Genomic DNA, 13,509 nt, shown 5'->3' with positions numbered 1-13,509 from the left:
GAGGAGCGGCCCACGCCCGCCGACGCCCTGCCCGGCATCCGGCCCGAGGACCGGCGGACCGCCGCCGAGAACACCGCGACACCCCCGCGGCCCGTGGGCGGCGCGGGCGCCGGACCGGTCCGCGGCCGTGTCGGCAGACCCCAACTCCCCAAGCGGCGCGCCCAGGAGCACCTCGCGCCCCAGCTCCGCGACGGGCCCGCACCGGCCGCCCGTCAGGACGGCGAGCACCTCGTCGGCCACGACCCGGGCCTGATGGCCGCCTTCCAGCGCGGCATCGGCCTGGCGCAGGCGCAGGAGGCCCGCGACCAGGCGCCGGACGGCTGAGCCGGTCCACCCCACCCCCCGCACGTACCTTTCGTACTCAAGGAGTCGATCCCATGCCGAGCGATGTGCCCACCGGCCAGGTGTCCGATCTCGACTGGCTGATGAGCGGTCTCGTGCAGCGCGTCCCGCACACCCGCAGCGCCGTTCTGCTCTCCTCCGACGGCCTGGTGAAGTCGGTCCACGGACTCGACCCGGACGCCGCCGACCACATGGCGGCCCTCGCCTCCGGGCTCTACTCCCTCGGCCGCAGCGCGGGCGTGCGCTTCGGGGACGGCGGCGACGTGCGGCAGGTCGTCGTGGAGCTCGACTCCACGCTCCTGTTCGTCTCCACCGCGGGCTCCGGGACCTGCCTCGCCGTGCTCGCGGGCCGGGACGCCGACGCGGCCGTCCTCGGCTACGAGATGGCGATGCTGGTCAAGAGCGTCCGCCCCTACCTGATCACCGCCCCCCGCAAGCCCGCGCGGCCCGCCGCGCAGCCCGCGCCGATGGGGCCCTGAACGTGGTGGCCCCGCACGACGGGCCGTGGCTCGACGACGCGGCGGGACGACTGATCCGTCCGTACACGATCAGCGACGGACGGACCAGACCGACCGCGAGCCTCGACCTGCTGTCCCTGGTGATGGCCACCGGCGCGCCCCCGCTCGGCCACCCGGGGCCCGAGCACACGGCGGCGCTCGGACTGTGCGAGGCCCCCGTGTCGGTCGCCGAGATCGCCGCGCAGCTCAAGCTCCCGGCGGTCGTGACCAAGGTGCTGCTCTCCGACCTCATTGACTGCGGGGCTCTCACCGAGAGAGCTCCGGACACCTACCACAACCCCACTGACCGTTCCCTGTTGGAGGCAGTGCTCGATGGACTACGACGACAGCTCTGACCCCTTCCCCACCGCGCTGAAGATCCTCGTCGCGGGCGGCTTCGGGGTCGGCAAGACGACCTTCGTGGGCGCGGTGAGTGAGATCGCCCCGCTGAGCACAGAGGAGCTGCTCACCACGGTCAGCGAGGGCACCGACGACCTGTCCGGCGTCGAGCACAAGACCACCACGACCGTCGCCATGGACTTCGGCCGGATCACCCTCGACCCGGCGCATGTGCTGTACCTGTTCGGCACACCCGGACAGGAACGCTTCTGGTTCATGTGGGACGAGCTCTCCGAGGGCGCGCTCGGCGCCGTCGTGCTCGCCGACACCCGGCGCCTGGAGGACTGCTTCGCGGCCGTCGATTTCTTCGAGCAGCGCGGCATGGGCTTCATCGTCGCGGTGAACGAGTTCGACGGCGCCTACCGCTACGACCCCGAGGAGGTGCGCAGCGCCATCGACCTGGACCCCCAGGTGCCCATCGTGCGCTGCGACGCCCGCATCTCCAGCTCCGGCATCCAGACCCTGCTCACCCTCGTCAAGCACCTGCTCGCCCACGCCCCGGCCCCCAGCTACGGAGCACACACGTGATGTACGACCCGACCGGTCACCTGCTGCTCACCCCCGTCGACAAGGAGGCGCCCGAACGGGTGCGCCGACTGCGCGGACTCGGCATCGGGGACCGGCCGGACCCCGCGTTCGACGCGTTCGCGGACCGGCTCGCGAAGATCACGGACGCGCCGTACGCGATGGTCAACTTCATCGACGAGGAACGGCAGTTCTTCGCCGGACTGCACACCCCCGACGGCGAGCGGGGCGAGGCCGACCCCGAGGACGAGCCCGCCGAGGAGGAGGGCAGGGCCCGCGTCGCGAGCCGCTACATGGCGCGCGACCACGGCTACTGCCCGCACGTCGTGGTGCGCCGCAAGGCCCTCGTCCTGGAGGACGTCCGCGACTTCCCGCGGTTCGCCGGGAACCCGGTGGTCGACGAGATCGGCATCCGCTCCTACCTGGGAGCCCCGCTCATCGACCGCAGCGGCCTCGCGCTCGGCACGGTCTGCGTCGTCGACACCGAACCGCGGCCCTGGGGGCGCTCGGGCCTGGAGACGATCAAGTCGATGGCGGCCGAGCTCGTGGAACAGATCAGGCGGCGGGGCGAGGGCGGGATCTGAGGGTTCGCCGGGTGGGGGCCGCGGATCACAGAGTGAGCCGGACGCCGTCGGGGAAGTCCACCAAGACCCGCCCCTCGTCCGTCACTTCGCAGCTCACGGACGTGCGCAGGGCCTCGGGCCGCACCGCGTCCCGCGTCAGCGCGTGCAGCGTGACGTGCACGCTCTCGCCGCCCGGATGCCCGTCGAGGCGCAGATACGGAGTGGCCGAGTGCGGCCCGTACGCATTGGCCTCCACCTCGCGCGCGACGCCCGACTCCGCCCACCCGTGCAGCGCGACCACCGCGCTGGTCAGCCCTGACTCCGTCCGTACGAGGGCCCAGCCCGGCCCCTGTCCGGCGTGCGGCCGCGCCTCGTCCGCCACCGTGTGACCGCCCTCCCGGACCGCCACGCCCGCCGGTGCGCGCAGCCGGTGCGCCCTGACCTCCCACGGCCCGTGCAGCGCGCTCACCGTCTCGACCGGGAACTTGCCGTCGTATCCCGGTAGTTCGGCGTCGTGGCGCGAAGAGGCCGTGCGGTCCGCGCAGGTCAGCGGGTGGATGCGGCGGCGGCGCGAGGGCGTGCCGTCCGGGGTGAGCAGCGCCAGGTGGCCGTCCACGGCGCGCTCCCAGGCGCGCGGTGCAGTCTCCGGGGCCGTCGCCGTCGAATAGCCGAACTTCGCGTAGTGCGGATCGTCCTGGGCGGGGCCGGTCAGCGGGTTGTGGTCGCTGCCGTGGTTCACCAGGCGAACGATGCCGTCGTGCCGGGTGCCGTGCAGCAGCCAGCCCGGCACCGGCAGGGCCGTGTACTGGTCCGACTCCTCGACGGGCAGCGGCAGTTCGCGCTCCGTCCACACCGGGTGATCGGCTGGGAGGAGCAGTCCGAGGAAGCCCTTGCTCGCCCAGTACGGCGAGGCCGGACCCGAGTACGCCTGCGTGGTCGGCAGGTGCGTGCCGTACCAGCCGAGCGGCAACAGGCCCCGCTCGTCCGGAACTCCGCGCTCCACGAAGTGCCGTGCCGTCCCGGAGGCGAGGCGCCGGGTCAGGCCCGGCGCGAGCGGGGTGCAGTCGGCGAGGGCGCCCAGCCACACGGGCGCGGCCGCCGCGAAGCGGTAGGTGAGGGAGCGGCCCTGGTGCACGGGGGCGCTGTCGCCCCCGAAGAACTGCGGGTAGGCGGCGAGGAATTGACGGAGCCGCTCGCGGTAGACCTTGGCGCGCCCGCCGTCAGCGCCCGTGCCGCCGCCGGTCCCCGTGCCGACCGCGCCCGTGCCGTCCGGGTCCGCGATCCGCGCCCACAGCAGCGGGTACAGATGCATGGCCCAGCCGATGTAGTAGTCGTAGTTGCGCCCGTCGCCGTCGCTGTACCAGCCGTCGCCCCGGTACCAGTCCTCGATCCGGTCAAGGCCGCCGTCGATGTCGGACTGGCTGTACGGAGCGCCCACCGAGGCCAGGAACTGCTCCGAAACCACCTGGAACAGGCGCCAGTTGTTGTCCCAGGTACGGCGGCCCACGAACCCGGAGAACCAGTCCACCACCCGCTCCTGGACCCGTGCGTCCAGGCGGTCCCAGATCCACGGGCGGGTCTCGTGCAGACCGATCGCGACGGAGGCCGCCTCCACCATCTGCTGGGAGCAGTCGGTCAGTTCGGGCCATGCCTCGCCGCTGTCGCGGTCCGTGCCCGCGGTCAGGCCCCGCGCGTACCGCTCGACGAGTGCGGGGTCCGCGTCGCCGCCCGCGCCCGCGATGCGGAAGGCCGCAAGGAGGAAGGAGCGTGCATAGCCCTCGAGGCCGTCCGACACGACGCCCGACCAGCTGGCGCGGCCGGGCAGCCGGTACTGCGCGCCGCCCGGCGTCGCGTACGGCACGAGCGCCGCCAACTGCCGGTCGGCGAGCGCCTCCCAGTGCGCCCGGGTCCAGCCGGTGAGGGGGGAGAGGACGCGGTCGGTGGGCGGGAGCGGGAAGTGAGGTGCGGGCATGACGGTAAGCGTGTACTGAGAACCCCTTGGAGCGCCAGAGGCATGAGGGACTTCATGGCCACGCGTGCCAAGTGATGGCCGTGCTCTCGGTGTTGACGGCCGCAGTAAGCGATTACTACTTTGCGGGCCCATGGCTCAGAACTGGACCCGTACCGCACGTTCCGCGACGGCGACCGCGGTCGCCCTGGCGGCCCTCGCCGTCGCCGCCCCGGCGGCCCCCGCCCACGCCGGTGCCGCCGCCTTCGACCCCCGGCCCGGCGCCGACGGCCTGGGCGACCCGCTCTTCCCCACCCTCGGCAACGGCGGCTACGACGTCCGCCACTACGACCTGGCCTTCGACTTCACGCCGGTCAGTTACGACTTCACAGGCACCATGAGGATCGCCGCGCGGGCCACCCAGGACCTCTCGGCCTTCAACCTCGACGTCGACTCCCTCGCCGTCGACCGGGTCGAGGTCGACGGCACCCCGGCCACCTGGACGGTGCGCCCGGGGCAGTCCGGCCAGGAACTCACGGTCACGCCCGCGCGGCCGCTCCACGACCGCGCCCGCTTCACCGTCGAGGTGACCTACCACGGCAACGGCAGGACGAAGCCGGTCGGCGCCCCGGGCTGGCGGTACATGTCCGACGGCGGGTTCGCCTCCGCCGCCCAGGCGTCCCGCGCCGACACCTTCGCCCCCGTCAACGACCACCCCTCCGACAAGGCGACCTGGGCCTTCCACCTCACCGCCCCCGAGGGCTGGACACCCGCCGCGAACGGCAACCTGACCGGCGTACGGAAGGCGAAGGGGGACGCGAAGCGCACGAAGGGCGGCACGGGACGCACGAAGAGCGACACGAGGCGCACCTGGGACTTCGCCCTCAAGTCGGCCATGGCGCCCGAGCTGCTGGGCATCTCGGTCAACCGGCAGACCTACCTGTACGGGCGCGGACCGCACGGTGTGAAGCTGCGCCACCTCGTCCCCGCCGACCAGCGCGCAAGGTACGCGCCCGTCGCGGCCGAGACCGGCGGCCAGATGCGATGGCTGGAGCGGACCCTCGGGGTGCGCTATCCCTTCGACACGTACGGCGTGCAGATCGTCCGCGACGGCTACGCCGACGCCCTGGAGAACCAGACCCTGTCGCTCTTCGGGCCCGCCTGGTTCGACCGCCCCACGTACTCCACGACCATGGTCCACGAGCTCACCCATCAGTGGTTCGGCGACTCCGTCACGCCCGCCACCTGGCAGGACGCCTGGCTGAACGAGGGGCCCGCCGTCTACTACGCGGCCGTGTGGGCCGACCAGAAGGGGTATCAGCCGCTCGAGGAGAAGATGCGGACCGCGTACGAGAAGCTCGACGCCGTCCGCAAGAGCGACGGCCCGCCGGGAAAGCCCACCGAGCTCGGCGGCTTCAACATCTACGACGGCGGCGCTGTGGTCCTCTACGCCCTCCGACAGGAGCTGGGGCAGCGGGAGTTCGACGCCGTCATGAAGGCATGGCTGACCCGGCACCGCGAAGGCAACGCCGACACCCGGGACTTCATCGCCGACGCGGTCGCCGTCACCGGGGACGCCGCCGTCGGCACCTTCCTGGAGCACTGGCTGTTCGACCTCGACAACCCGCCGATGCCGGGGCACCCGGACTGGGGCGGCGCCTCCTGAGGAGGGGCGTCGGCGGAGGGGTCGTGCCGAGGGGCCGTACGGGTGGAAGGGGCGGCCGAGGGGAGCGAGGCGGCGGATCGCGCGGAATTGTCCCACTAAGTGATTAGTCGCGCGACCGCGGTACCGCGCCAGGAACCGCTCGCTCCAGGAAAGGAACCGTGAGGTTCATGTCCCTCCCCTCCCGTCACCGCTCGCGCACGCTGCGCGGCGCCGCCAGTGTCGGCGTCGCCGTCGCGGTCCTCGCCGCGCTGGCCGCTCCTGCGGCCGCCGCGACCGACGCCCCCGTGCGTGCCCGTGCCACCGCCCCGGCCGCCGTGCCCGCCGGCACCTCCCCGATCGTCTCGGGCCCGACCTCGCTGGAGGTCGACCCGCTTCTCGAGCTCGAGAGCAGCGGCTCGCTGAAGGTCGCCGGCGGCAGTCTGATCCACTCCGACCACCAGATCACCGGCGGCGTCGTCAGGCTCGGCGGCAGCCTCACCCTCAAGGCGGGGAACAACCGGGCCGTCCTCAAGAACGTGTCCATCGACATCGCGACGGGCACCGTCCGCGCGTCCGTCGCGGGCAAGGTGATGGTCCTCGGCTACATCGACACCGAGTACCTGCGGCTGCGCTCGGACGCGGGCTCCAACCTGCTCTACGTCGTCATCGGCCTGGTCGACGACAACAACATCGACCTCAGCGCGGAGGCCGCGGAGCGCCTGCACGGCATCCTCGGCGTGCAGTTGGAGGAGGACCAGACCCTGCTCACCGGGTCCATCGGTGCGGCCGTGCGGCTGGACGCGGGCCTGGCCGCCGACCTCCACGTCGACCTGGCCACGGCCATCGCGGGCGGCCTCGACGTCGACGTGGAGCTGGGCGCCGACATCGACGTCTCCCTCGACGTGCAGCTCGGCCTCCACGTCGGGATCCTCTGACCCGCGCCGCACCGGAGACCGAGGTCCGGCCCGCCCCCCGACCGGGGCGGGCCGGACCTTTGGTGCATGCACGCTTCTCGACACGGGAGGCCGGGGCCGGATAGATAAGGATCAAGCTCATCGGCACCGCACAGGACACCCGCGGCACCCATGGACGCGCAGTACCCGTACCCCCGCAACACCGGCACTAGCGAAGGAAGTTCCATGACCGACCTCCGTCTCGGCGTCCTCGGCTACGGGCTGCGCGGCTCCCTCGCCCGCACCGCGCACCGGCCGGGGAAGGGCGCGCGGGTCGCCGCCCTCGCGGACCACGACGAGGCCGCCCGCGGACAGGCCGCCAGAGCCTTCCCGGAGGCCCTGATATCCGGCGACCACCGCAAGGTCATCGAGGACCCGGACGTGGACGCCGTCGTCGTCCTCACCCCGGACCACACCCACGCCGACCTGGCCTGCGCGGCGCTGCACGCGGGCAAGCCCGTCTTCGTCGAGAAGCCCCTGGAGATCGGCGTCGAGGCGTGCGACCGGATCCTGCGCACGGCGTACGAGACGGGGACGCGGCTGTACGTCGGCCACAACATGCGCCACATGCCGGTCGTGCGGCTGATGCGGGACATCGTCGAGCGCGGCGAGATCGGCACCGTCAAGACCGTGTGGGTGCGCCACTTCGTCGGCTACGGCGGCGACTGGTACTTCAAGGACTGGCACGCCGAACGCCGGTACACCACCGGCCTGTTGCTGCAGAAGGCCGCCCACGACATCGATGTCCTGCACTGGCTCGCGGGCGGCTACGCACGGCAGGTGCAGGCCCTCGGGGACCTCATGGTCTACGGCGACAGCCCGCACCGCCGTGCGCCCGGCGAGCCGAAGCCCGACGACTGGTACACCAAGGACGGCCACTGGCCGCCGCACACCCAGCGCGGCCTCAACCCGGTGATCGACGTCGAGGACGTGTCCCTGGTCAACATGCGCCTGGACAACGGGGTGTTGGCCGCCTACCAGCAGTGCCACTTCACCCCCGACTACTGGCGCAACTACACGGTGATCGGGGACGCCGGGCGCCTGGAGAACTTCGGCGACGGCCCCGGGGGAGTGGTGAAGGTGTGGAACTCCCGCCGGTCCGCGTACCGGGGCGAGGCCGACGCCGAGTACCCCGTGCCGGACGCCGAGGACGAGGGCGGGCACGGCGGCGCCGACCCGCTGCTCATCGACGAGTTCGTGCGGTTCGCGCGGGAGGGCGGGCGGACGGACACCTCGCCGGTGGCGGCGCGGATGGCGGTCGCGGCCGGGGTGGGGGCGACGGAGTCGCTCCGGGGCGGCGGGACGCCGGGCGAGGTGCCCGCCCTCGACCCCGAGCTGATCGGCTACTTCGAGCGGGGCCAGACCCGCTGACGCCCGCTGTCCGCGGGGCCTGAAGGAAAGCTGCGGCGGCGCTTAAGAAATCCTCGATGGACCCGAGCGCCGCCGTACGGAAGATTCCTGTGACGTCGGGACAGAAGTGGCGTACGACAGGAGCTGGGGCGTTGAAGGCGCTGGTCAAGGAGAAGGCTGAGCCGGGACTGTGGCTCACGGATGTGCCGGAGCCGACGATCGGGTCCGGTGACGTCCTGATCAAGGTCCTGCGGACCGGCATCTGCGGCACCGATCTGCACATCCGCAACTGGGACGGCTGGGCGCAGCAGGCGATCAGCGCCCCCCTCGTCGTCGGCCACGAGTTCGTCGGCGAGGTCGTGGAGACCGGCCGCGACGTCGTGGACATCAAGGCCGGGGACCGGGTCAGCGGCGAGGGCCACCTGGTGTGCGGGAAGTGCCGCAACTGCCTGGCCGGGCGGCGCCACCTGTGCCGCGCCACCATCGGCCTCGGCGTGGGGCGCGACGGCGCCTTCGCGGAGTACGTGGCGCTGCCCGCCACCAACGTGTGGGTGCACCGGGTGCCGGTGGACCTCGACGTCGCGGCGATCTTCGACCCGTTCGGCAACGCGGTGCACACCGCCCTGTCGTTCCCGCTGGTCGGCGAGGACGTGCTGATCACCGGCGCGGGCCCGATCGGCCTGATGGCGGTCGCGGTGGCCCGGCACGCGGGCGCCCGCAACGTCGTCGTCACGGACGTGAGCGAGGAGCGCCTGGAGCTGGCCCGGAAGGTCGGCGCGGGCCTCGCCCTGGACGTCTCCAAGGAGACGATCGCGGACGGCCAGCACGAGCTGGGCCTGCGCGAGGGCTTCGACGTGGGCCTGGAGATGTCCGGCAACCCGGCGGCGCTGCGCGACATGATCGCCAACATGACGCACGGCGGCAAGATCGCGATGCTCGGCCTGCCGGCCCAGGAATTCGCCGTCGACTGGGCCCGCGTCGTCACGTCGATGATCACGCTGAAGGGCATCTACGGCCGCGAGATGTTCGAGACCTGGTACGCGATGTCGGTGCTCCTGGAGGGCGGCCTCGACCTCAGCCCCGTGATCACCGGGCGGTACGGCCACCGCGACTTCGAGGCCGCGTTCGACGACGCGGCGAGCGGCCGCGGCGGCAAGGTCATCCTCGACTGGACCGACTGACCTGAACTGACCTGAACGGACCGGAACGGACCTCTCGTCCTCTCCGCCAGCCTCCTTCCAGCCTCCCGAACCTCCCTAAGGAATCAGCGATGTTCGACTCCGTACGCGCGGACCTCCAGGCCACCCTCGACGAGATCACCGCCGCCGGGCTGCACAAGCCCGAGCGCGTCATCGGCACCCCGCAGTCCGCCACCGTCGAGGTCACCGCGGGGGGCCGCCCCGGCGAGGTCCTCAACTTCTGCGCCAACAACTACCTCGGCCTCGCCGACCACCCCGAGGTCGTCGCCGCCGCGCACGAGGCCCTCGACCGCTGGGGCTACGGCATGGCATCCGTGCGCTTCATCTGCGGCACCCAGGAGGTGCACAAGGAGCTGGAGGGGCGCCTGTCGGCCTTCCTCGGCCAGGAGGACACGATCCTCTACTCCTCCTGCTTCGACGCCAACGGCGGCGTCTTCGAGACGCTCCTCGGCGCGGAGGACGCGGTCATCTCCGACGCCCTCAACCACGCCTCGATCATCGACGGCATCCGCCTGTCCAAGGCCCGCCGCTTCCGCTACGCCAACCGTGATCTCGCGGACCTGGAGCGGCAGTTGAAGGAGGCCACGGAGGGCGGCGCACGGCGCAAGCTCGTCGTCACCGACGGCGTCTTCTCCATGGACGGCTACGTGGCGCCGCTGAGCGAGATCTGCGACCTCGCGGACCGCTACGACGCCATGGTGATGGTCGACGACTCGCACGCCGTCGGCTTCGTCGGCCCCGGCGGCCGCGGCACCCCCGAGCTGCACGGCGTCATGGACCGCGTCGACATCATCACGGGTACGTTGGGCAAGGCGCTCGGCGGTGCCTCCGGCGGCTACGTCGCGGCCCGCGCCGAGATCGTCGCGCTGCTGCGCCAGCGCTCCCGCCCGTACCTCTTCTCGAACACCCTCGCCCCGGTGATCGCGGCGGCGTCGCTGAAGGTCATCGACCTGCTGGAGTCGGCAGGTGACCTGCGCGAACAGCTCGCCGCGAACACGGCCCTGTTCCGCTCGCGGATGACCGAGGAGGGCTTCGACGTCCTGCCCGGCGACCACGCCATCGCACCGGTCATGATCGGCGACGCGGCCGTGGCGGGCCGCATGGCCGAGCTGCTCCTGGAGCGCGGCGTCTACGTGATCGGCTTCTCCTACCCGGTCGTCCCCCAGGGCCAGGCCCGCATCCGCGTCCAGCTCTCGGCGGCGCACTCGACGGAGGACGTCAACCGGGCGGTCGACGCGTTCGTCGCCGCGCGGGCGGAGCTGGAGGGCTAGGACCACACGAGGTGGGGCGTCCCGGAGAGGGGCGCCCCGGCGGTACGGACGAGCCTCCCGGTGAGGGAGAATCGACCCATGATCGAAGCACGGCGGCTGCACATCCTCCGTGCGGTGGCCGACCACCGCACGGTCACGGCGGCGGCCGCCGCCCTCTACCTCACCCCCTCCGCGGTCTCGCAGCAGCTCGCCGCCCTGGAGCAGGAGACCGGCCACCGCCTCGTCGACCGCTCCGCTCGCGGCGTCCGGCTCACCCCGGCGGGCGAGATCCTGCTCACGCACACGAACGCGGTCCTCGCCCAGCTGGAGCGGGCCGAGGCCGAGCTCGCCGCGTACAGCTCGGGCGCGGCCGGCACGGTGACGCTCGCCTCCTTCGCCACCGGCATCGGCCTGGTCGTCGGCCCCGCCCTGGCCCGGCTCGCCGCGACCGCGCCCGGTATCCGCGTCCGGGTCCAGGACGCCGAGGGCGACGCGAGCCTGCCGATGGTGCTCGACCGGCGCGTGGACGTCGCGGTCGCCGTCGAGTACCGGGGCGCCCCCGGCGCGGACGACCCCCGCCTGACCCGCGTCCCCCTCTACGCCGAGCCGTTCGACGCGGTGCTCCCGGCCGGCCACTGGCTCGCCGGCGCCGACCGGGTGCCGCTCGCGGAGCTGGCCAAGGACACCTGGATCGGCCCCTTCCCCGGCAACCCCTGCCACGACGTGGTGGTCCTCGCCTGCGAGCACGCGGGCTTCCAGCCGCAACTGGAGCACTGGTCGGACGACTTCCGCGCGGTGGTCGCGCTCGCCTCGGCGGGCGGCGGCGTCGCCCTCGTGCCGCGCTCGGCGCTCAAGGGCATGGAGGTCGAGGGCGTCGCGGTCCGCCCGGTCGACGGGGTGGCGCCGACCCGCAGGGTGTTCGCGGCGGTGCGGACGGGTGCGGAGGAGCATCCGCTGATCCGGCCGGTGCTCGAGGCGCTGGGGGAAGCGGCGGGCTAGGGCCCGTCCGGGCGCCCGCGGGGCGGGTGGGGGCACGTCGCGGAGTGCCTGTGCGCCCTTGCGATACTGCGCCCCATGACCCCGCGTACGAGAACGAATCCCCAGGTCAGTGCCGAGTGGACGCTGCGCCCCGCCGCCGAGTCGGACTTCGAGGCGGTGCTCGCCCTCAAGAACACCGTGATGCGCGCGGACCTGGAGCGCCTCGGCCGCTTCGACGAGGACCGCTCCCGCGCCCGCGTGCGCGCCTCCTTCTCCCCTCTGCACACCTCGGTCATCGAGCTGGACGGCGCCTTCGCGGGCAGCCTGACGCTGCGCGACACCGAGGCCGGACGCTGCCTGGAGAACTTTTATCTCGCCCCCGAGCTGCAGGGCCGCGGCCTCGGAACGGCGATCCTGCGGGCAGTGCTCGACGAGGCCGACGCAGCGGGCGTGCCGATGCGCCTGACCGTCCTGCAGAGCAGCGCGGCCCGACGCCTGTACGAGCGCCATGGGTTCACCGTCGAGAGCGAGGACGCGGTCGACGTGAACATGGTGCGAGTGCACACGGTGGATGCACACACGGTGGGAGCGCACACCGTGGATGGGCACGCGGTGGATGGGCGCGCGGTGCGAGCGAACGCGGTGCGCGCCGGTTAATGCGTTGCCGCACGTTTCATATCCGGGATAGCGTACCGAATATGAAACGTGACGACGACGTGGACTCCGACGTCGACGCCCGGCTCGCCGCCCGCCTCGCGGAGCTGCGCGCCGAACGGGGCTGGTCCCTGGGGGAGTTGGCGGACCGAAGCGGCATCAGCCGCTCCACCCTGTCCCGGGCCGAGCGCGCGGAGATCAGCCCCACGGCATCCCTCCTGAACCGGCTCTGCGCCGTGTACGAGCGGCCGATGTCGCGCCTGCTCAGCGAGGTCGAGGCCGATCCCGCGCAGGTGACGCGCGCCGCCGAGCAGACCGTGTGGAGCGACGACGCCTCCGGCTTCGTCCGCCGCTCCGTCTCCCCGCCCCACCCCGGCCTGCGCGGCGAACTCGTCGAGGGGACGCTGCATCCCGGCGCCGACCTGTCCTACGACCGGCCGCCCGTGCCCGGTCTGGAGCAGCACATCTGGGTCCTGGAGGGGGAGTTGGAGGTCACCGCGCAAGGTGCGGCGCACACGCTGGCGGCGGGGGACTGCCTGCGCTTCCGGGTCTGGGGCGCGACCCGCTTCCGCTGCGTCGGCGAACGGGCGGCCCGCTACGCGCTGGTGGTGATCACGCCGTGACGACCGCCTTCACCCGGCTGACGGCCACCGAACTCGGCACCTGTGCGGACGAGTTGGCCGAGCTCCTCACCGACGCCGTGGACGGTGGGGCCTCCGTCGGCTTCCTCGCCCCCTTCGGCCGGGCGGCCGCCGCCGCATGGTGGCGCTCCCTCGGCCCCTCCGTGGAGCAGGGGCTGCGCGACCTGTGGGTGGCGCGCACGGACGGACGGCTCCTCGGCAGCATCGGCCTCGCGTACGCGGACAAGCCCAACAGCCGCCACCGCGCGGAGGTGTTCAAGCTCATCGTCCACCGCGAGGCCCGCGGCCAGGGCCTCGGCCGCGCCCTCCTGGCCCACGCCGAGCGCGCCGCCGCCGACGCGGGAGTCACGCTGCTCCTGCTGGACACCGAGACGGACAGCCCCGCCGAGCTCCTGTACCGCTCGGCCGGGTGGGCCGAGGTCGGTGTGGTGCCGGACCACGCGGCCGACCCCGCCGGGGTGCTGCGTCCGACGACGTTCCTGTACAAGCGGGTGGCGTGACGGCGGGCCCGGAGCGCAGGGGAGTGATCTCTCGTACGCGGGGGGCATGACCCCTCGCGTACGGG

14 protein-coding genes and 1 pseudogene are annotated in these 13,509 nt (G+C 72.8%); 14 read left to right on the top strand and 1 reads right to left on the bottom strand.

The genetic code is table 11. The features are described from left to right. The 5 genes and pseudogenes from ACQB60_RS45195 to ACQB60_RS45175 form a co-directional block, all read left to right on the top strand. Positions 1–324, top strand: a pseudogene (locus ACQB60_RS45195) (sensor histidine kinase); the annotation flags it as partial. A gap of 53 nt (positions 325–377) precedes the next feature. Then, complete coding sequence (locus ACQB60_RS45190) at positions 378–821, top strand: roadblock/LC7 domain-containing protein (protein WP_384830200.1); 444 nt, start codon at positions 378–380, stop codon at positions 819–821. A 2-nt stretch (positions 822–823) separates the two neighbouring features. Next, positions 824–1,195 carry a DUF742 domain-containing protein gene (locus ACQB60_RS45185; RefSeq protein ID WP_496931945.1) on the top strand — a complete coding sequence of 124 codons (372 nt, stop codon included), beginning with the start codon at positions 824–826 and terminating at the stop codon, positions 1,193–1,195. Beyond that, complete coding sequence (locus ACQB60_RS45180; RefSeq protein WP_496931944.1) at positions 1,173–1,766, top strand: GTP-binding protein; 594 nt, start codon at positions 1,173–1,175, stop codon at positions 1,764–1,766. The genes ACQB60_RS45185 and ACQB60_RS45180 overlap by 23 nt, the downstream gene beginning before the upstream one ends. Continuing rightward, positions 1,763–2,347, top strand: a complete 585-nt coding sequence (locus ACQB60_RS45175) for a GAF domain-containing protein (protein WP_496931943.1) — start codon at positions 1,763–1,765, stop codon at positions 2,345–2,347. The genes ACQB60_RS45180 and ACQB60_RS45175 overlap by 4 nt, the downstream gene beginning before the upstream one ends. 25 nt (positions 2,348–2,372) lie before the next feature. Here the strand turns inward: ACQB60_RS45175 and ACQB60_RS45170 are convergent, their stop codons facing one another. Beyond that, positions 2,373–4,298 (bottom strand): DUF2264 domain-containing protein, encoded by a 1,926-nt coding sequence (locus tag ACQB60_RS45170; RefSeq protein ID WP_496931942.1) that lies wholly within the window; start codon positions 4,296–4,298, stop codon positions 2,373–2,375. Between the two features lie 130 nt (positions 4,299–4,428). Here ACQB60_RS45170 and ACQB60_RS45165 point away from each other — a divergent pair, with 130 nt between their 5' ends. The 9 genes from ACQB60_RS45165 (at position 4,429) to ACQB60_RS45125 (ending at position 13,444) form a co-directional block, all read left to right on the top strand. Further along, entirely contained in the window at positions 4,429–5,940 is a 1,512-nt protein-coding gene (locus tag ACQB60_RS45165) for a M1 family metallopeptidase (RefSeq protein ID WP_496931941.1), read from the top strand. A gap of 167 nt (positions 5,941–6,107) precedes the next feature. Beyond that, positions 6,108–6,854 (top strand): hypothetical protein, encoded by a 747-nt coding sequence (locus tag ACQB60_RS45160; protein ID WP_496931940.1) that lies wholly within the window; start codon positions 6,108–6,110, stop codon positions 6,852–6,854. 204 nt (positions 6,855–7,058) lie between these two features. Continuing rightward, positions 7,059–8,243 (top strand): Gfo/Idh/MocA family protein, encoded by a 1,185-nt coding sequence (locus ACQB60_RS45155; RefSeq protein WP_496931939.1) that lies wholly within the window; start codon positions 7,059–7,061, stop codon positions 8,241–8,243. Positions 8,244–8,374: 131 nt separating this feature from the next. Next, positions 8,375–9,403 (top strand): L-threonine 3-dehydrogenase, encoded by a 1,029-nt coding sequence (gene tdh, locus ACQB60_RS45150; protein ID WP_496931938.1) that lies wholly within the window; start codon positions 8,375–8,377, stop codon positions 9,401–9,403. Between the two features lie 89 nt (positions 9,404–9,492). Further along, complete coding sequence (locus ACQB60_RS45145) at positions 9,493–10,692, top strand: glycine C-acetyltransferase (protein ID WP_496931937.1); 1,200 nt, start codon at positions 9,493–9,495, stop codon at positions 10,690–10,692. 78 nt (positions 10,693–10,770) lie between these two features. After that, positions 10,771–11,670 (top strand): LysR family transcriptional regulator, encoded by a 900-nt coding sequence (locus tag ACQB60_RS45140; protein WP_496931936.1) that lies wholly within the window; start codon positions 10,771–10,773, stop codon positions 11,668–11,670. Positions 11,671–11,745: 75 nt separating this feature from the next. After that, positions 11,746–12,306, top strand: coding sequence for a GNAT family N-acetyltransferase (locus ACQB60_RS45135; RefSeq protein WP_496931935.1), 561 nt, complete (start codon positions 11,746–11,748; stop codon positions 12,304–12,306). Positions 12,307–12,347: 41 nt separating this feature from the next. Continuing rightward, positions 12,348–12,926, top strand: coding sequence for a helix-turn-helix domain-containing protein (locus ACQB60_RS45130; RefSeq protein ID WP_496931934.1), 579 nt, complete (start codon positions 12,348–12,350; stop codon positions 12,924–12,926). After that, positions 12,923–13,444, top strand: a complete 522-nt coding sequence (locus tag ACQB60_RS45125) for a GNAT family N-acetyltransferase (protein WP_496931933.1) — start codon at positions 12,923–12,925, stop codon at positions 13,442–13,444. Before ACQB60_RS45130 ends, ACQB60_RS45125 begins: the two co-directional genes overlap by 4 nt. Positions 13,445–13,509: the final 65 nt, after the last annotated feature.

This window comes from Streptomyces odontotermitis (assembly GCF_050510915.1).
GTDB lineage: Bacteria > Actinomycetota > Actinomycetes > Streptomycetales > Streptomycetaceae > Streptomyces.
The sequence above is the reverse complement of the archived record's forward strand: the minus strand, read 5'-3'. Positions and strand labels throughout refer to the sequence as shown.

Bases quoted from the DNA above. Each gene is read 5' to 3' on its own strand.
- ACQB60_RS45130 (WP_496931934.1), top strand. From the start codon at position 12,348: ATGAAACGTGACGACGACGTGGACTCCGACGTCGACGCCCGGCTCGCC.
- ACQB60_RS45170 (WP_496931942.1), bottom strand. From the start codon at position 4,298: ATGCCCGCACCTCACTTCCCGCTCCCGCCCACCGACCGCGTCCTCTCC.
- ACQB60_RS45140 (WP_496931936.1), top strand. From the start codon at position 10,771: ATGATCGAAGCACGGCGGCTGCACATCCTCCGTGCGGTGGCCGACCAC.
- ACQB60_RS45135 (WP_496931935.1), top strand. From the start codon at position 11,746: ATGACCCCGCGTACGAGAACGAATCCCCAGGTCAGTGCCGAGTGGACG.
- ACQB60_RS45145 (WP_496931937.1), top strand. From the start codon at position 9,493: ATGTTCGACTCCGTACGCGCGGACCTCCAGGCCACCCTCGACGAGATC.
- ACQB60_RS45180 (WP_496931944.1), top strand. From the start codon at position 1,173: ATGGACTACGACGACAGCTCTGACCCCTTCCCCACCGCGCTGAAGATC.
- ACQB60_RS45165 (WP_496931941.1), top strand. From the start codon at position 4,429: ATGGCTCAGAACTGGACCCGTACCGCACGTTCCGCGACGGCGACCGCG.
- ACQB60_RS45160 (WP_496931940.1), top strand. From the start codon at position 6,108: ATGTCCCTCCCCTCCCGTCACCGCTCGCGCACGCTGCGCGGCGCCGCC.
- ACQB60_RS45155 (WP_496931939.1), top strand. From the start codon at position 7,059: ATGACCGACCTCCGTCTCGGCGTCCTCGGCTACGGGCTGCGCGGCTCC.
- ACQB60_RS45190 (WP_384830200.1), top strand. From the start codon at position 378: ATGCCGAGCGATGTGCCCACCGGCCAGGTGTCCGATCTCGACTGGCTG.